Source organism: Treponema sp. OMZ 305 (assembly GCF_024181325.1).
GTDB lineage: Bacteria > Spirochaetota > Spirochaetia > Treponematales > Treponemataceae > Treponema.
The window spans coordinates 365348-383566 of the sequence record NZ_CP051300.1; the positions used below are offsets into that span (position 1 = coordinate 365348).

Genomic DNA, 18219 nt, shown 5'->3' on the forward strand with positions numbered 1-18219 from the left:
CTATGAAGAAAAGAATTTTTGCAGTCGCTTTTGTAATTTCTGTCATAATTGGTTTATCAACATGTAAAAACTCTCCGATATTCGCTGCGATAGAGCAGGAGGTAAAACTCAATCCTGCTTCCGTTAAAGGATTAATCCGCGGAATAGTTGAGATTAGCAATACGTTATATGCTTCAAACGGAAAAATATATTACAAGGCAAAGGGAAACAGAGGAAAATGGTCGGAGATGAGCGGGTGCCCCTCGGGTCTTTGTACGGGGCTTGCCGCCGACGACACCAATAAGCTTCTCTATGCCGCATTCGGGCAAGGCGATACCTTTACGATTCATAAGTATGACACGACCGCTTCATCTTGGAGTAAGGTGTCCGGAGTGACAGCGCAGTCTGTTATTGGAACGAATATTGTGTTTGCAATTAAATCAGAAGAGAGCGGAAAGACAACAACCTATACGATAAGTACCATTGAGAATGGTGCGGTATCAAGCACATGGTCAAACGGAAAATTTCCGGTAGGCGCAGCACGTGAATACTGCTTGTTGGAAGACGGTCTTTACGATAAAACGGGTGCAAAGGTAGCCGGTTGTCCTTCATCGGGATTAAAAGGTATTTGTGAAGGCCCCTCAAGTTCTGTCTTCGTTTTTGACAATAGCAAGCTGTACTGTTACGACGGCAGTGCTTGGACAGACACCAAACATAAGGTAAGTGCCCCGCAAAGTATTACCTATTTGCCGAGCAAGCAGTTAGTGCTGATCAGCGGTATAAAGGGCTTTGGAGAAATTAAACTCGCAGGCGCTGATCTTACCGGTGCGCAATCGATTCAAGCGGGTTCTACAGATTCTTCTGTCCCGCCTGCGAATATTCATCAATATAATAACAGCGTCGGAAAATATACGATCAATCTCATCAAGGCGTTTGATACCGATACCGGTTATATCGTCTATGTCGGTGTAAACGATCCCAACGCGAAATATACCGGCTTGTGGGGACTCTATAAGCCGGAGCGAATAGAATGGAACCGTGAGTAAAGATTTATTCGAGACAGCAGCGGCGGCGGAACGGCTTCCGCTTGCTGCACGAATGCGCCCCCGCAGTCTTGACGAGTATATCGGTCAGGAACACATTGTCGGAAAAGGGAGGCTTTTAAGAAGAGCGATCCAAGCGGACAGGCTTTCGTCCGTTATCTTTTTCGGGCCGCCGGGGACGGGAAAAACAACCCTTGCTCAAGTTATTGCCAATCATACCAAAAGTAATTTTTTAAGTTTAAATGCCGTGCTTGCAGGCGTGCAGCAGATACGCGATGCGATTGCATCGGCGGAGCAATATAAAAACCTCTACGGGAAACCGACTATTCTTTTTGTCGATGAAGTACACCGATGGAACCGCGCCCAACAGGATGCTTTGCTGCCGTGGGTAGAAAACGGAACCGTTATTTTTATCGGTGCGACAACCGAAAATCCTTTTTTTGAAGTGAATAAAGCCTTAGTGAGCCGCAGTCGGGTATTTCAGCTCAAGGCACTCACCGATGCCGATCTGTACCGGACGGTGGAACGGTGTTTGCAGGATACGGAGCGAGGCTATGGAAAGTGGAAGGTTTCTTTTACCGAAGGCGCATTGGAACACCTCATCGAAACCGCCGCAGGAGATGCGCGCAGTCTCTTAAATGCGCTTGAGTTAGCCGTTGAAACCTCTACCGAGCACTGGCCGCCGTCTGCCGGTATGGAAATCATCATCGATATGCAAGCCGCTGAGGAAAGTATCCAGCAAAAGGCGGTACTCTATGATAAGGACGGCGATTACCACTACGATATCATCAGTGCTTTTATAAAATCCATCCGGGGGAGCGATCCCGATGCTACTCTTTACTGGCTTGCCCGAATGGTGCGGGCAGGGGAGTCTCCTCACTTTATCTTTCGGCGTATGCTTATTTCCGCTTGCGAGGATATCGGACTTGCCGATCCTCACGCGCTGACCGTTGTTACAAGTGCGGCGGCAGCCTTTGACCGTATCGGTTTGCCGGAGGGCAGGTACCATCTCACCCATGCGGCTCTGTATCTTGCGACATGCCCTAAATCGAATAGCTCGCTCGGTTTCTTTGATGCTCTCAAGGCGGTAGAAAGGGAACAAACCGAGGTTCCGAATCACCTGAAAGACGCTAACCGTGATGGAGAATCGCTCGGACACGGAGAAGGGTACCTGTATCCTCATGCCTACCGTGACCACTGGATTGCGCAGCAGTACTTACCCGATGAACTGGTCGGCAGGGTATTTTACACACCCGGATACACCGGCTACGAAGAAAAGATACGGAATAAGGTGCTGGCAAAACGGGAAACCCAGCTGGCTGCCATATATGAGGCTGCCGAGGGAAAGAAGGATGCCTTTACGGTTGAGGACTGGCAGGCGCGGACGGAAGGCAGCAGCGCTGAAATACTGGAGCAGATACGGGACACCCTTATCAAGTTAGCAAATCTGTCCGCCGATGACCGCGTGTTGGTGTACAGGGCTGACGGGGGGCTTTTACTGTGGCCGAGTACCCGTATCACCTTGAATGGATGTACCGCAGGAATCTTTGAACACCAAGAAGCCTTGCAATCCGCACAGCGGTACGCGGAAACCTTTGAATTTTTAAACCGTCCGATTATGACCATTATTCCAATCTATACGCGGCAACAAAGTGAAAGTACACCGGCCGCCATCCGACTTAATGAAAAACCATCCTCTACGCCAGAGAATACGGGAACTTTAGATAGTATGGTACATGTACGAGAGAAAAGCAACGCGCTTTTTCCCGATCTGGCGTTTGATGCCGTGCTTTCGTATAACCCCGCTGCGAGTGCGGACGGTTTTACTGCTTTCTTTTCCCGTATCGCGCAAGAGCATACCGACGGTGCGCGTATCATTTTTGCATTCGCGCTTCCGCAGCAGGGACTCAGGCTGTCGGTACTGCTCCCAACTGACGAATCCGTAAATCGTTTTTCGGCTGCCGAAGCAGCATTTTTTTCCGACAGCCGAAATACACGTACTGCATGGACGGAGAACACCGTTGCAGACATCGCCGAAAAAGCAGGCTATCGCATACAGCTGCTGAAAAAAGTAGACTATCAGGAAAAGCGGCTGGTAACGCAGGCGGAACTCGACCGTTGGTTCTCAGCTGAATCCGAATACGGCACGGCAATCCGCATCGCTTTTGGTTCGGAAAAAGGAACGCTCGAAAAAATCATTCAGCAGCTGGAACAGCGGTGTAGAAAACCTGCCGTGTATACCCGCACCGTCGTATACATGAGCATTTCCCTTTAGAGGAACTCCACCATAACGGCGTTTTACCCAATCCTTAGTTTCTATTCTTATTACGAATTACATATCGCATCGATATGCCGGAGCAGCTGTTCGCAGGTATACCCGCTGATAAGGTAGGCATTCGAGCTGCGGCTGTCGAAAAATACGTAGTCGCCGCTTTGCAGGGGGGTAAACGAAAAACGCAACTCCGTGCCGTCGCCGAGCGTGAGGCGTACCCATGCGGTCTGCGGACTTTGCAATGCCGGCGCGCTGTATATATCGATACAGGAGAATTTCTCTAAAAAGCTTTCCAATGCGCGGAACGCATCGCTGTTTGCTTCCGTCCTGATTACGCTGTGATTTCCGTACTCCAAGCCTTGGATACCCGTGCCGCGGAAAAGCGCCGCATATATCTGTAAGTCGAGCCAGAACGGAGCGGCGACCGTTAAAAAAGATTCAAACGCATTATCGATTAAAAACACCTTGACGCTTGTTCCCGTCCGCACATACCGCCCGGCACCGGCTGCATCGGTCATCCCGAAAAAGAGCTCAGAAAGAACGGTTTTATCCTTCCGCACAAAGACAATACGCGAAGCGTGTCCGTCATCGATTTGGTAATCGGGATAATCCTGAGGACGTGCCGATATGGGGAGAAAGGAGCGGTCGGCTCCGAGCAGCGAAAAAAAGCGGTCGATAATTTCCTGCCTGACCGGATAGCTGCCGTTTCCGGTGTGGAGATAAAAGCGGGCGCCGTCTTTAATCAGTGTCATTTCGCCCATCTCTACCGGTTCAGCCCTTGTCGGAATAGAAAACCGGATTTCCGCAACCTCGCGGATATCCTGTTCATGCATCAAGCTGCTCGAAAAGACGCCCGCCCGGGAAGACCGGTGTAAAAAGCTCAGCGCATAGCAGCAGAGCAGCACGCAGAGGATGATAAACAGAACCTTTGTCTCTTTTTTCATGCGCGGTTCCTCCGGCGGAGGATGTACAGCAGGGCTCCTGCACCGATAATCAGCAGGGGTATCAGCACAAGGTTAAAGATACGGGCGGCGGCGATAATGCGGTTAAACGCCGCATCGCTTTCAAAATAGCGGAAGGGTAAAACTGCCGGCTGTTTGTTTTTCAGCTGTAAAAGCGCATCCTGCCGCGCAATCCAGTACACGGTATTCACCATAAAGTCCAAATTTGCATCGGAATTTGTGTATTCTACGGCGGAACTCACGCAATACTCATCCGCAACCACCAAGAGCCGCGCATTATCTGCACCGCTGATACCGCTCACCTCATTGACGCCCCGCTCGCTGAAGGCTGCAAGCGGATAGGCCGCGTGTTCGCCGTTTGCTGCTGCGGCGAGCTGAGTTCCGTGTGGGTCGGTGTTATATGGCGGCTGTTGCAGCGCCGACCTGTTGCTTGAAACAAAGAGCGAAAGCGGCGTCTTTCCCCGCGCGGCGGTACAAACAACCTCCGACGGCCAGAAAAACTGCACGGGCTTTGCCGCAGATAGCAGCGGAGGAATCGCTTCCGCCTCCTGTCGGAACACCTGAACCCAAAACGGGTAGTTGATGTGCTCGTACCGAGAGCCGTCGGCGGCCGGTAATGTCATGCGGAAGTTTACGGGATCCATCACAAGATTAGCCTGCACTGCAAAACCGGATCGGGCGAGTAGTTCAAGCAGGCCGTCATCGTTTTTGGGGGTTGCCCCCCAACTGCCGCCGATATCCACGGTGTTTGCGGATACAAAAAAGACGGCGGAACCGTGCCTGTTAATGAAGGTATCAACAGCCGTCAGCATATCCGCATCAAAATAGGAAGAGCCGATTACCAATAGCGGAATTTCAGGGTGCAGTTCAGGATAAGGCTTCGTCAACGTAATCGGTACAAAACCCGCATACTCAAGCCACGGCAACACATATTTATAATTGCCCGCTGCACCGTTTTCTGTGCTGCCTTCGGGAAGCGCAACATAGACGGAGCGGTCGAGTTTTCTGCCCTGCGCGTCTTGATTCATCTCGGTAATGAAACGCGCAATATCAGCCTCAAGGGTGTAGATATCGGAGAGAAACGGAATTACCCTGCTCTCCCCGCGGTACTCGCAGAGCAGTCCCGAGTAGAGGTTTTGCAGTACCTGCGTATTGTTGCTGTTCCGCTCAATTTGCCGAGCGACAATACCGAGCTGATTCAGCTGCTGCGGGGAAAGCTCCTCCGTATCCTTGTATCGCACGAGACAGCGCCCGTCCGCTGTATGCTGATATTCTGCGAGGATGTCTTCAACATATTGCAGCGACGGCAGATACCCGTCAATATTATACGAGCGGAACCACGTGATTGTTACCGAGCCTTCAAGACTGTTCAGTATCGATCGGGTATAGGCTGAAAGCGAATAGGTGCACTGCCTTGTCATATCAAGCCGGGCATAGAGCCGCTGTGAGAACAGAGCCGCCGTTACTACGATGGCGCCCAATAGCATGGCCTGAATACGGTACTCTTTTACGCTGCGCATCTTTATGTTTATCGGTTTTGTTTTCATCGGCTTTCCTCCTGAACGTACAGTAAAAAGACCGAAAGCCCCTGCGCCGCAACGATGAGCAATATATAAAAGAAGAAATCACGGGTGTCGAAAATACCGCGTGCAGCCGATTCAAAATGAAGCGTAAAAGAGCAATAGCGCAGTATTTTTACAATGACTGACGGGAGCGGCAACACTTGAGCAAGCACGTGGCTTGCGGTAAAAAAGATACCGGTAAAAAAGCTAAGCAAAAAGCTGACGGCGGTGTGCGCAGAAATATTTGACAGTGCGAGCGACCATGCGGTAAAGGCTGCGCCGAAAAAGAGGACGGCACAATACGAAAGAAAAAACGGAAAAAAGTCAAAATAGACAAGCGGAATAACCGAAAGCGGAATCACCATTGTGAGCGTGGCGGCTCCTGCAAAACAGACGAGAAGGGCTGCATATTTTGCCGCGGCAAGCAGGCGTTTATCCACCGGATAGGCGGCAAGGAGGCGGTCGGTGCCGTGCTTTTTTTCATCAGCCCAGCTATTCATCGCGAGCAGGGGAATGACAATACAAAACAGGAACGGCAGATTGAGGAAAAAGGAGCGGAAGTCCGACAGCCCCGCCGAAAACCAGTACCCTGAACCCACAAACGGGAGCGCCGCTCCGAGGTAAAGCACGAGTGCTGCCGCATACAGTGCGGGGCTGTATATGAGCGTATGCAGTTCCTTGTTAAAAAGCGCCTTAAACGCCGGGAATTGATTCATCGCCGTCCCCGCGTACCGGCTTCCGATTGTCTGGCGCCTACCGCAGATGATGGCGTTTCCGAATATGAGCGCTTCCGTCCCGCGGATTCGGAAGCGGCAGATTCACGAAACTCGCGGGTGGTAACTCCGGCGTACTGTTCAAAGGTTTTGAACAAAAGCGTATCGGAAGAAGCATCTTCTTCAATGCCGAAGTCCTCGCATAAACGCTCGGCAAGTTCCGCCCGTGTTCCTCCGGCAATCTGCCGTCCCTTGTGGAGCAGAATATGCTGTGAGCATATCCGTCCGGCAAGTTCAAGCTGATGGGTACATAGGATGACCGCGGCATATGTGGATAGCGCGAGTATCTTTTTTTCAAAGTCTTTCAGCTGGAACGGATCAAGGCCGGATGCGGGTTCGTCCAAGAGGACGAGTCGGGGGTGATGGATAATCGCTTGCGCAAGACCTACCCGCTGCCGATACCCTTTCGACAACTCTTTAATCCGTTTGGCGTATACCTCTTGCAGATCGGTAAACTCAACCGCCTCGTCAAGCAGGTCTTGTTGCACGGCATTACCGAAGCCACGCATTTGCAGCGTAAAGAGTAAGAACTCCCGCACCGTCATCGAATCGTAGAGCGGATTTTGCTCATACAAAATCCCGATATTCCGCTTAGCCTCGATCGGTTCGTTCAAAATGGAATATCCGCAAATCGATACGTCTCCGGAAGAGGGCAGGCGGTACCCGCTGATGCTGTTCAATACCGTACTTTTCCCTGCCCCATTTAATCCGAGCAGGGAGTAGATGCCGCCGGATTCAGCGGTAAAACTGATGTGTTCGCAGCCGGTTTGCCGCTTCTTTCCTGTGCCGTAATATTTACAGATGTCCTGTACTTCAAGGATAATCACTGTCGCCTCTGCCGGTACTATATCACTTTTCGGATAATCAACAAACCCCGACGCAGAGTGTAGCTGAAAAACAGCAGGTATTAAATCCCCGTACGAATAAATCACGTAGCTTTTTTATCAAAATCAGATTATAGTATTTGAGTGAACAAAAGACACAATCTTATTCTAACGATATTAATACATCTGCTAACTTTTATCGCAGGATTTCTGAACGGTGTATTTTTTATTACAGCCGGTACGGCGGTCAGCCATCACACCGGTACTATTACTCGTGTAGCGCTTACTCTTTCCAAAGGAGCTGTTGCAGAGGCAGCCGCCTTTTTATTGCTTATTCTTTCTTTTTATATCGGAGCATGTATCTCCGGTATGCTTTTTCATAAAAGTGATTGCACATTCTCAAAACGCTACGGTATTCTTTTATTGGTTTTCTCAACAGTGTTTTTCGCGATCGCCGTTATAAGGCCGTCACTACGTATTGTCCTGTCAATAACATGTATGGTACTCGGCATACAAAACGGCATGTTCATTCCATATAATGGCATATTGATACGCACCTCGCATTTTAGCGGCTATTTAACGGATGCGGGACTCGCGATGGGAAAAGTCATTCGTGGAAAACGGCAAGAGCTGCTACGCAGTGTACACTATCTGTCCGGTATCATATATTTTGCCGCCGGTGCGGCAGCTTCCGCATTTACACCGTCTTCTTCCGGTTTTTACGTCAGTGCATTTCTCTATTTTTTTACTGCGATATTTTATTTTGCCTTTCTTGGAAAATCTATAACCTAAGTATAATGCGGTGGGAGATTTTAGAATCCCCGAAGGCGTTCATCCTGCGGGGATAATTTCAGCGGCTAATATGCCATCCCTTCTACTGCTAAAGAATCCATCCACAGCATCTTAACCACTGTAACGGTCAGTGTGCCGTTTTCGGTTTGAGTGCCCTTGCGTACATAGACGGTAATACCGTCAGCAGTATAGGTGTCGTAGTCATCGAGCGAATCAGGCGAACCGGCAAACACGGCCGGTTGAGGTACGACGCCGCCTCACGTGCGGCATCCGCCTAAATAGGTATACACGTTGGTTTCATTGTGTTTTGCAAGAAAAGCTCTTGCTTTTTCATCAACAGTAACTGTCATAGTTCCTCCTATAAAAAGTCAAGAAGAAAGTATCAACTTTCGATTGACTTTTTACGCACGTTCGCAACGAAGTGAGAACGTGCTTATGATATACAAGTTTGCGTTTAAGCAAACTTGAGTAACTAAAAGCCGTGCTATTTGTACGGATTTTAGTTTACACTCCTTTTTCTTCAATATATTAAAACATTAAAGAAATTTTTCAATTATAGGATTTATTCCTAGTTTCTGAAAGTAATATAAAAAAAATTTTACTTTTCGTCAAATCTATTGAAAAAATATCAGGGTAAACGCATCGGGCATTTTTTTTAAGGTTCCCCACAAAATCGGGAGGCTGTTCAAGCAGAGTTGAACTTCTTCGCGCTTCAAATGCTTGCCCAATCTCCCGATTTTGTGATTTATATTTACTCGTCTGATGCATCTACCTTTCTTCTTTCATATACGACGGCGGCTTCTTTTGCGTGTCGAAATTTTTCCCAATCCGGTGTATGCGGTATAAAGAAGTTGTCGGCAGCAATGGGCTTGCTTGTATCGATGAGTTGCACTTTTTGCTTGGCAGTTAAAACATGCAGTACCGCTTCGTCAAGCCGCTTTGCAAACGCAGTATCAGTGCGGGCTTTTTCGGCAATGGCTTCAACCAACGGATAAATCTTAGACAGCGAGCACATAACCATGTCGCAGCCGGCTGCGATTGCACGCACGGCGTTTTCTTCGGGCGAAGCGCCGTTCCGGTTTAATGCCTGCATTGCAATATCGTCCGTGATGATAAGGCCGGAAAAGCCCAATACATTACGGAGTAGGGCAATTCCCTTTGCAGAAAAACAGAACGGCGCGGCTTCGACTGCCGGTACCGTAATGTGGGAAATGAGCGCCGCCGCTGCGCCGTCCGTAATTGAAGGTTGAAATGCTGAGCAATAGCGGCTGAGGAAGGTTTCATAGTCAACGGTTAATTCGGCAGCGCCTTTGTGTAAATCCGCGGCGCTGTTGCCGGGAAAGTGTTTGACCGCTGCAAGAATACCGGTGTTCTGCATACCCCGTACTGCAGCGGCGGCGTATTGCCCTGCTTGTTCCGGTTCCGAGCTGAATGTCCTCGTACCAAGCGCCGTTGCAACGTCTTCCGTTCCTGCTTCCGCAACCGGTGCAAGGTTAAGATGCAAACCAAGCTCCCGCATCTGCTGTCCCAACAATCGGTAGAGTTCCTCCGTTTCCTCGACGGAAAAACGCTTGCCGATTTCCTCTGCAGCGGGCAGCGGGGCGGTGATGCGGCGGGTTCGGTACACGGTACCGCCTTCGTTATCGAGCGCAAAAAGCGGCGGGATAAAAGTATGACCTGAATGGCGCGCCGCTTCCTGAAAACCTTGTACTGCCGATTCCAAAAAGTCTTCAACTGCTTGGGGCGTGTCCGCGATATTATAGCCAAATAAAAGCACTGCGCCCGGAACGGTTCCCTTGAACGATGCGATGCTTTTTGCATCCGCCGTTTTGCTCCCTGTGATATTGACCATCAATACTTGCGCTGCTTTTTCTTCAAGCGAAAGCTTCGAAACAATGGCACGGAGAGCTTCCTCATTTTGAGATGATGCCATATATTCTGAGGCGGCTGTTGATACGGTGAGATTGCGAGACTGCGCAAATAAAGCGGAAAGGGTAAAAACGAAAACGGCTGCAGCCGTCATACAACAGCTGCAGCGTATTTTTTTTAGCGATAACATAAAAAAGCGGTACCGGAGAAGCGAATATCTTTGTCCATTACCGGCAGAGCGGCTGTTAACGGATTTCTGCGAGTGAGTCGCCTTCTGCTACCTGCGTACCGGCTGCAGCCACAAAGTGAATAATGCCCGCCTTATGCGCATTGATTTCCAATTCCATCTTCATCGATTCAAGCATGATAACCGTTTGTCCCTCGCTAACCGTTGCACCTTCCGCAACAGTGTAGCGGAGAAGGGTACCGGCAACGGGAGCGGTAAGTTTTTCGCCGCCTGTTCCGGCTGAAGTTTGTGCGGATGCAGCAGGCTGTTGTACTGCCGGTTTAGAAACCGGTGCTGCTTGCGCTGCGGCAGGGGTTGCCGATGTCGTCGATGCCGAAGCTGGTTGGGCGACTGCTTTCGAAGCTGAGTTTGCGGGCGTTGCCGATTTTGATGCCGGTGCTACTTTTTGAGCCGATGCGGCGGATGCATTCTCTTTTACACTCACTGCATAATCAGTACCGTTTACGGTGAATATTCCGTTAGATGAAGAAACCGCATAATCGGTTCCGTTTACCGTTACCGTATACGAGCCGCTGCTTGCACTGCCTGCTACTTTTTTCTCTGCCGTCGGTGCCGTAAACACAACAGGGCCTTTACTGCGCTCTTTAAAGAATTTGGGCGCAACCTTGGGGAACATCGCGTAAGTCAAAACATCTTCGATGGAATTGCCCGCCCCGTTTTCTTTTGCTTCGGCTTTTATTTTATCCAGCTCATTGGGAATGAGGTCGGCAGGACGCGCTGTTACAGGGGCTTCTACTTTTGCTTCTGCCAAAGCGATTTTTACCAGTTCTTCGTTGCACGGAGCGGGAGTTTTACCATACCGGCCGATAAGCAGGTCGCGGGTCTCTGCGGTCAGTTTTTTATACCGTCCGAACAGCACATTAAACACCGACTGAGTACCGACAATCTGGCTGGTCGGGGTAACAAGCGGAATATAGCCGCAGTCCTTTTGAACAATCGGGATTTCTTTTAAGACTGCATCTATTTTGTCGGAGGCTTTAAGGTCGCGCAGCTGATTTTCAAGGTTGGAAAGCATACCGCCCGGCACCTGCGACACGAGGATGCGGGTATCTGCACCGAGGAAGCTCGATTCAAACTGAGCGTAATGTTTGCGCACTTCACGGAAATAGGCCGCAATTTCGAGGAGCAGGTTAATATCCAAACCGGTATCCATTTCGGTACCGCGGAAAATTTCTACCATCGTTTCGGTCGGACTATGCGAGGTTCCCATCGACATCGATGAAATCGCGGTATCCAAAATATCAGCTCCCGCTTCCGCCGCTTTCAGCAGTGTCGCTACGGAGAGTCCCGTCGTTGCATGGGTATGAATATTGATAGGAATGCTTGTCTTTTTCTTAATTGCCGTTACTAAATCGAATGCATCAAAAGGCTTTAAAAGCCCTGCCATATCTTTAATACAGATGGAATCGGCGCCGAATTCCGTATACGTTTTTGCCAGTTCCGCATATTTTTCGATAGTATGATACGGGGTCGTCGCAAAGGAGATCGCCATTTGAACATGCTTACCGGTTTTCTTTGCTGCATCCGCCGCACGTTTAAGGTTGCGCGGGTCATTGAGCGCATCAAAGATACGGAACACCCCGACACCGTTATCGGCAGCAGCTTTTACAAACGCATCGACGACATCATCGGCATAGTGTCGGTAACCCAATAAGTTTTGTCCGCGCAGCAACATCATAATGGGAGTATTCGGCAGCGCCTTATGCAAAGAGCGCAGCCGCTCCCACGGATCTTCATTTAAAAAACGGATACATGAATCGAACGTCGCTCCGCCCCATGCTTCCAAACTCCAATATCCGACGCTATCCAGCTTGCTGCAAATAGGCAGCATATCTGCGGTTGTCATGCGCGTTGCATGTAAAGACTGATGCGCATCCCGTAATACCAGATCGGAAATCCGAACTTTGTGTGCCATACCATTACTCCTATGCGGTTCATACATTGAACATTGGTTTATAATGATATTGTTTATCGGTGGTTTTTGCAAGGTGTTTTTTGACAGGTTATTTTAAGAGAGCTGTTTTTGGTAGATACGGATGAATCGCGCCGACTAATCCGAGCAAAGACTAATCGGCGGATTGGTGCGTTTTAAAATTCAGTTACTTTCTGATATAATTATTGACGTCATACGGTTTACCCGCATTATAATCATGCAAGACAGCCGCAACGGTACCGCTCAACAACAATAAGCTGATAAGGTTCGGGATAACCATAATACCGTTAAAGAAGTCTACCAATTCCCATACTAAATCGATTTTCAGCAAGCTGCCTAAAAAGATAAATACTACGACCAACAGTTGATATGGTACTAAGCCTTTTGAGCCGAACAGATACCGGATATTGGTTTCGCCAAAATAATACCAACCGATAATCGTGGAGAATGCAAAAAAGAATAAACAGATTGCAATAAAAAGGTAACCGAAAGTGTGCCCGAAAAGATGCTGTGAAAACGCCTCTTGAACCAGCTGAATACCTTTCATTACCGGCTGCCCGTTTTCAAACTTGATAATTCCTGCGCTGAGTACGGTAAAAACGGTAATATTCAAAACAACGAAGGTGTCGATAAAGACGGCGACAATTCCCAATACACCCTGTTCAACGGGGCTGTCTACGGTTGCAACTGCATGCGCATGCGGCGTTGAACCCATACCTGCCTCATTGGAGAAAAGACCGCGTGCAATACCGTAACGGGCCGCACGTCCCATACCGAAACCTAAAGCTCCGCCCCAAACAGATCTCGGGTTAAATGCCCCTTTAAAGATCATCGCGAACATTGCCGGAATATTGGACGCATTCATCAAAATAACGATGATTCCGACAATAATATAAACAATCGCCATCAACGGAACAACCTTTTCGGTAACGGAAGCGATACGCTTTACACCTCCCATAAAAATGATACCGGCAATAACGGCAAGGATAACTCCTGTTATCCATGTGGGGACGGAGAATGCATTTAAAAACGCATCGGAAATTGAGTTCGCTTGAACCATATTACCCATAAATCCGAGCGCGAGGATAATTGCGATGGAAAAGAACGCCGCAAGGAATTTTGCAAAGCCCGTATTTCCTAATCCGCGGGAAATGTAATATGCAGGGCCGCCGACTGTCTGTCCTGAATTATCTTTTGTTTTGTAAACTTGTGCGATACAAGCCTCGGCAAAGTTTGTTGCCATACCTGCCAATGCGGCAAGCCACATCCAAAAGATTGCTCCCGGGCCACCCATAATCAGCGCAGTCATTGCACCGACTAGGTTACCGGTTCCTACCTGTGCGGCAATAGCGGTTGCGACAGCTTGAAAAGAACTCATCCCATGCTTTCCCGCTTTTTCTCCTTTTAATGAAAAATTACTGAAAAGTCTGCGCCATCCGGCGCCGAACTTTGAAAATTGTACGCCTTTGAGTCGAAGGGTGAAAAACAACCCTGTTCCGCAGAGCAGGGGAATGAGGAAATACGGGCCCCATACAAAGCTGTTTATGCTGCCAACTAAATTAGTAAGATTTTGTAAAAACGCTTCCATACAAATAGAACCTCCAATTAATAATCTTTGAATATCGTATCATATATTGTCGGTGCTCGCAAGTATATAATTATTTTTTTATCTATTTATAAATATTTTTAATAAAATTAAAAAATGAATAATAAGTAAGAGAGCGTTATAAAGAGTTGTCGATCGGTAGGTTTTTAGAATGTCCCAATTAATAATTTATTCGTGCGGAAAATTTAACCCCGACGATCCGCATCGGGGTTGTTGATTCCATTGGATTATATTTCTTACCGCATATTTTCCAGCAGTTTAACGATAAATTTCCACATCCGCTCGGCTGAGGAAATACTCAAATGCTCATTTGGGGTATGGACATCGTATAAATTCGGACCGAAGCTGACGGCGTCAATGTTGGGGATGGTCTTTTTGATAAGACCGCACTCCAGCCCTGCGTGAACGGCGGACACAATCGGCTCTTTTCCGGTAAGGTCTTTGTATGTTTTTACGGCAACATCCCGGGCGCGAGACTGCGGTGAATACTCCCACGCGGGGTACTCCGACACCTTGTTAAAGACGCCGCCGGTACGCTCCGCGCAGAGCTGCAGCACCTGCACAATTTCATCCAGTTCGCTCTTCACCGAGCTGCGCACCGAAATCGTAAATGTCAAGGTTTCTCCGTCGACGGCGAGGATACCGTTATTCAAGCTGGTTTGTACCAATCCGGGGATATCCATACTCATGTATTGCACCCCGTCGGGAACCATTGTCATAAAGTCTATGATGCCGCCGCTGACCGTGCCGTTATACATCATCTTAGGCAGAGCCGTCGCCGCTTCGGCTGTGATGCGGATATCTTTGTCGGCAACGCGGTATTCCGCTTTGATTGCTTCGGCAAGTTTTGCGATGGCTGCTTGTGCGCGGGCGGCATCCTCGACGGTGATAATTGCCTGCGCTTCTTTTGCAATGGCATTATGCTTCGAGCCGCCTGAAATGGACACGATATGCACAGTCTGCTCCGCCTTTACTGCGGACAAAATCCGCCCCAGCAGTTTGATGGCGTTTGCACGCTGCTTGATAATCTCCATACCGGAATGCCCGCCGAGTAGCCCGTCGACTTTGATGGAGAGCGCCTGCCCCTTCAACGGTTCCGTTTCAATCTTAAAATCGATATGGGTATTGGCGCCGCCTGCACAGCTGACTAAAAAGACGCCTTCCTCTTCGGAATCGATATTGAACAGAATCCTCCCCTGCAAATGGTCGGCTTTTAACGCTCGCGCACCGTCCATGCCGACTTCTTCGGTTGTAGTAACTAAGACCTCAAGCGGCGGATGTGCAAGCGACTTGGAATCAAGAATTGCCAACGCATACGCGACCGCGATGCCGTCGTCTCCGCCGAGCGTTGTGCGGTCGGCGTGGAGATTGTCGCCGTCTACAATCAACTTGATCGGGTCTTTCAAAAAATCGTGATTAGAATCCGCCGTTTTCTCGCAGACCATATCCATGTGACCCTGCAATATCACCGTCGGGGATTTTTCATATCCTGCCGTCCCGGGCTTTTTGATAATGACGTTGAGCGCTTCATCCTGATACACTTCAAGCGAACGTTCTTTTGCAAAGCGTACTAAAAAATCGCTGATGGCTTTTTCGTTGTGTGAACCGCGCGGTACAGCCGATATTTCGGCAAACCAATGGAATACTTCTTTGGGTTGAATGTTTTCTATAGTCATAATTGTTCCTCCTGAGCGGAAATAGTGGATTTCTCTAAACCATCGAAACATCGCTTAGAGTTCCTTTCAGTGTATCATAATTTTACGAATGTTACAGGGTGTCCGTCCGTATTGTCACATCGTATTTTAGATGATATTATCAGAATCTCTATATTATTAATTTATAAATGGAAAGGAAATGTTATGGATACGATGTCGGCAGTGAGGACACGGGAAGAAATTCTGTTTGACATTATGCAAACGACATCCCGGTTATACAGTATTCGCGATAAAGATATTTTATTGGAAAGGATATTAACTGAGGCACGGCAGGCTTTAAATGCTGACGCAGGTTCCATTTATCTGGTAGATGGGAATCATCTGGTTATTCATTATGCCCAAAACGAAACGCTACAAAAGCGATTAAAGCCGGGAGAAAAGCTTCCGTTTCATGTTTTTTCGTTTCCAATCAATAACACGACTATTGCAGGTTCGGCTGCGATGACCAGACAGTTGATTAATGAACCGAATGTCTATGCTATTTCTCCCGATAAACAGTATAAATTCGGTACGGTCAGCGATGTTGCGACAGGCTATAAAACAGTATCGACGTTGACGATGCCGTTAATTGCGATTTCCGGCAATGTATTGGGCGTCCTGCAAATGATCAATGCGCTAGACGTACATGGCCATATCTGCGCCTTTACTTCCGACGACGAAATGTTTCTCTCTCATTTTGCAGCAAATGCTGCCGCAACGCTTATGCACGCATCGTTAACTCGCGAGATGATTCTTCGTATGGTGCAAATGGCTGAGCTGCATGATCCGCGGGAGACGGGGTTACATGTACATCGGGTTGCTAACTATGCAGTAGAAATTTATGACCGCTGGGCGTTTAACCATAATATCAACCGGCATGAACGAGAAAAATTCCGAGATGCACTTAAAATCGCTGCTATGCTGCATGACGTCGGAAAGATCGGAATTTCGGATTTGATACTTAAAAAGCCCAGCAAACTCACACCGGAAGAATATCAAATTATGCAGAGCCATACATGGCGCGGAGCAAAATTATTTTTGTCGGGAAATTCGGCGGTTGATACTATGTCGCGGGATATTGCCTTGCGGCACCATGAAAACTGGGATGGAACCGGTTATCCCGGGCATATCGCTGAAGAGACCGGCGCAATAGTAAAATACAACCGTACGCACACTGCTGCACAGGGGCTTATTGGTGAAGAAATTCCGCTTGGCGCCCGTATTACCTCACTTGCAGATGTCTACGATGCGCTTTCCTGCAAACGGATTTATAAAGAAGAATGGACTGATGATAAAGTTTTGGAAGAGATACGGCGGCTGCGCGGTGTAAAATTCGACCCCGAAATTACCGATGCTTTTTTGGAAATTATACCGAGAATTAAAGCCATCAAGGAACATTTTTCAGAAGCCGCTGCGTCTCACGGTCAAGCGCTTGAGCAAATTCCATAATTTCTTTCTTGCCGAACGCTTTTGTCCGTTGGGGAGCAAGTCCGTTTACCGATAATTCATACATAAAATTCCGAATAGATAAACGTTCTCCGATATTTTCAGGCGTGTATACAATACCGCGGTCGTTAATAACCCTGATATGCACATCGACAAGTTGTTTTGCAAGCGGAATATCACGGGTAACAACCATATCCCCTTGCACAGCATGGGCAAGGATGTACATATCCGCTGCTTGATCTTCGGCTTCGGTTATAATCGAGGTACAATAAGAATTTTTCGGAATAGGAATAAGACGGTTAGCGGCAAAGACAGCTTTAACTTGCAGTCGCTTTGCCGTTTTACAAATAATTTCGCGGATACGCACCGGACAGGAGTCCGCATCGACAAAGAGGGTCATACTTGTTCATCGTTTGACGGAGCAAGCGAGTAGATAATCGAATCGATATCTTCGATCATTTTTCGTGCCGACTGCTCAATTAAAACCTCTGTTTCGTCTTGCGGAAGTGTTCCTTGCGGATTAAGCCGTTCTTTGCTCAATTCATCCGAAAGCAGAATACCGGCGATAATCGCAACACGCAAAGAATCGTTCACGCCGGATGTTTGCTGAACCTCCGATACGACTTTTTTATAATGATTATAGATGGCCTGTAAATATTCAGCGGGTTGGTCTGCCGCAAGCGCAAATGACGTACCTAACAGATCGATTTGCAACCGCCCTTTGCGTTCGGCCATCGTTAAAAAATATCCAGTTGATTGGAATGATTTACAGATTCTTGCGGAGCCGACTGTACTGTTGTTTCAGGTGTGGAAACAGGGGCTTGCGTCTCCGCTGTTTCACCCGCTATGGGTTCCGGTTGTTCCGTTACAACAGGCGCCGATGTTTCTTCCTGTGTTTCCGCAGCCTCACTTACCGAAGATTCGCTCGCTGCCGGAGCTGTTCCATATATGGCAGATGCCGCGGTGGAATTCGCCGCTTGATACACGGTGTCTTCGAATGCGCTCAAGTGATTGAGCGCATTGATGATGCCTTCCTCGATCTTAGCTTGGTCGTTTTTAAAGACAAGTACTATATTCTCCAACTCTTCGATTCGTTTTTGGCGATCGTGCAGTTCAAGTTTTAATAAATCGTTCTCATCTTTGAGTGTCTGCATCAGCTCAATCGCTTTTGAGACTCTTGCTTCAAGCTGTTTAATTTGATCGAGGTTTAACATACG

General features: G+C 48.3%; 16 protein-coding genes. 4 read left to right on the forward strand and 12 right to left on the reverse strand.

Features of this window, described 5'->3' with window-relative positions; all coding sequences use genetic code 11:
• Nucleotides 1–2: 2 nt before the first annotated feature.
• Together ABK01_RS01710 and ABK01_RS01715 are read left to right on the forward strand one after the other, a co-directional pair.
• Entirely contained in the window at nucleotides 3–1025 is a 1023-nt protein-coding gene (locus ABK01_RS01710; RefSeq protein WP_253675999.1) for a hypothetical protein, read from the forward strand.
• Nucleotides 1018–3297: an AAA family ATPase gene (locus ABK01_RS01715; RefSeq protein ID WP_253676001.1), complete on the forward strand. Its 2280-nt coding sequence runs from the start codon at nucleotides 1018–1020 to the stop codon at nucleotides 3295–3297. Before ABK01_RS01710 ends, ABK01_RS01715 begins: the two co-directional genes overlap by 8 nt.
• A 50-nt stretch (nucleotides 3298–3347) precedes the next feature.
• Here the strand turns inward: ABK01_RS01715 and ABK01_RS01720 are convergent, their stop codons facing one another.
• The 4 genes from ABK01_RS01720 to ABK01_RS01735 are packed head-to-tail and all read right to left on the reverse strand — an operon-like array spanning nucleotide 3348 to nucleotide 7418.
• Nucleotides 3348–4238, reverse strand: a complete 891-nt coding sequence (locus ABK01_RS01720) for a DUF4340 domain-containing protein (protein WP_253676003.1) — start codon at nucleotides 4236–4238, stop codon at nucleotides 3348–3350.
• Nucleotides 4235–5803, reverse strand: a complete 1569-nt coding sequence (locus tag ABK01_RS01725) for a Gldg family protein (protein ID WP_253676005.1) — start codon at nucleotides 5801–5803, stop codon at nucleotides 4235–4237. Before ABK01_RS01725 ends, ABK01_RS01720 begins: the two co-directional genes overlap by 4 nt.
• On the reverse strand, nucleotides 5800–6534 hold the full coding sequence (locus ABK01_RS01730) for an ABC transporter permease (RefSeq protein ID WP_253676007.1): 735 nt from the start codon (nucleotides 6532–6534) through the stop codon (nucleotides 5800–5802). Before ABK01_RS01730 ends, ABK01_RS01725 begins: the two co-directional genes overlap by 4 nt.
• Nucleotides 6531–7418, reverse strand: a complete 888-nt coding sequence (locus ABK01_RS01735; RefSeq protein ID WP_253676008.1) for an ABC transporter ATP-binding protein — start codon at nucleotides 7416–7418, stop codon at nucleotides 6531–6533. Before ABK01_RS01735 ends, ABK01_RS01730 begins: the two co-directional genes overlap by 4 nt.
• A 141-nt stretch (nucleotides 7419–7559) precedes the next feature.
• Here ABK01_RS01735 and ABK01_RS01740 point away from each other — a divergent pair, with 141 nt between their 5' ends.
• Complete coding sequence (locus ABK01_RS01740) at nucleotides 7560–8207, forward strand: YoaK family protein (protein WP_253676010.1); 648 nt, start codon at nucleotides 7560–7562, stop codon at nucleotides 8205–8207.
• Between the two features lie 65 nt (nucleotides 8208–8272).
• Here ABK01_RS01740 and ABK01_RS11720 read toward each other — a convergent pair whose 3' ends face one another.
• The 5 genes from ABK01_RS11720 to ABK01_RS01765 all read right to left on the reverse strand — a co-directional run bounded on the left by ABK01_RS11720 (nucleotide 8273) and on the right by ABK01_RS01765 (nucleotide 15538).
• Nucleotides 8273–8557 (reverse strand): CC/Se motif family (seleno)protein, encoded by a 285-nt coding sequence (locus ABK01_RS11720; protein ID WP_305880061.1) that lies wholly within the window; start codon nucleotides 8555–8557, stop codon nucleotides 8273–8275.
• A 401-nt stretch (nucleotides 8558–8958) separates the two neighbouring features.
• Nucleotides 8959–10140 carry a glycoside hydrolase family 3 N-terminal domain-containing protein gene (locus ABK01_RS01750; RefSeq protein ID WP_253676012.1) on the reverse strand — a complete coding sequence of 394 codons (1182 nt, stop codon included), beginning with the start codon at nucleotides 10138–10140 and terminating at the stop codon, nucleotides 8959–8961.
• Nucleotides 10141–10321: 181 nt separating this feature from the next.
• Nucleotides 10322–12238 (reverse strand): sodium-extruding oxaloacetate decarboxylase subunit alpha, encoded by a 1917-nt coding sequence (gene oadA / locus ABK01_RS01755; protein ID WP_253676014.1) that lies wholly within the window; start codon nucleotides 12236–12238, stop codon nucleotides 10322–10324.
• Nucleotides 12239–12422: 184 nt separating this feature from the next.
• A complete protein-coding gene (locus ABK01_RS01760) occupies nucleotides 12423–13844 on the reverse strand; it encodes an alanine/glycine:cation symporter family protein (protein ID WP_212565816.1) in 1422 nt (473 codons plus the stop codon).
• 254 nt (nucleotides 13845–14098) lie between these two features.
• Nucleotides 14099–15538 (reverse strand): aminoacyl-histidine dipeptidase, encoded by a 1440-nt coding sequence (locus tag ABK01_RS01765; RefSeq protein ID WP_371922015.1) that lies wholly within the window; start codon nucleotides 15536–15538, stop codon nucleotides 14099–14101.
• A 183-nt stretch (nucleotides 15539–15721) separates the two neighbouring features.
• Between ABK01_RS01765 and ABK01_RS01770 the strand changes: the two genes are divergently transcribed.
• On the forward strand, nucleotides 15722–17005 hold the full coding sequence (locus ABK01_RS01770; RefSeq protein WP_212565817.1) for a GAF and HD-GYP domain-containing protein: 1284 nt from the start codon (nucleotides 15722–15724) through the stop codon (nucleotides 17003–17005).
• Here ABK01_RS01770 and ABK01_RS01775 read toward each other — a convergent pair.
• From ABK01_RS01775 to zapB, 3 genes are read right to left on the reverse strand one after another with little or no spacing between them, the layout of a single operon-like run.
• Nucleotides 16944–17402 carry a YaiI/YqxD family protein gene (locus tag ABK01_RS01775; RefSeq protein ID WP_253676016.1) on the reverse strand — a complete coding sequence of 153 codons (459 nt, stop codon included), beginning with the start codon at nucleotides 17400–17402 and terminating at the stop codon, nucleotides 16944–16946. The two genes, ABK01_RS01770 and ABK01_RS01775, sit on opposite strands and share 62 nt — an antisense overlap.
• Nucleotides 17399–17737 (reverse strand): cell division protein ZapA, encoded by a 339-nt coding sequence (locus tag ABK01_RS01780; protein ID WP_253676018.1) that lies wholly within the window; start codon nucleotides 17735–17737, stop codon nucleotides 17399–17401. The genes ABK01_RS01775 and ABK01_RS01780 overlap by 4 nt, the downstream gene beginning before the upstream one ends.
• A 2-nt stretch (nucleotides 17738–17739) precedes the next feature.
• Nucleotides 17740–18216: a cell division protein ZapB gene (gene zapB, locus ABK01_RS11760; protein ID WP_371922016.1), complete on the reverse strand. Its 477-nt coding sequence runs from the start codon at nucleotides 18214–18216 to the stop codon at nucleotides 17740–17742.
• Nucleotides 18217–18219 lie beyond the last annotated feature (3 nt).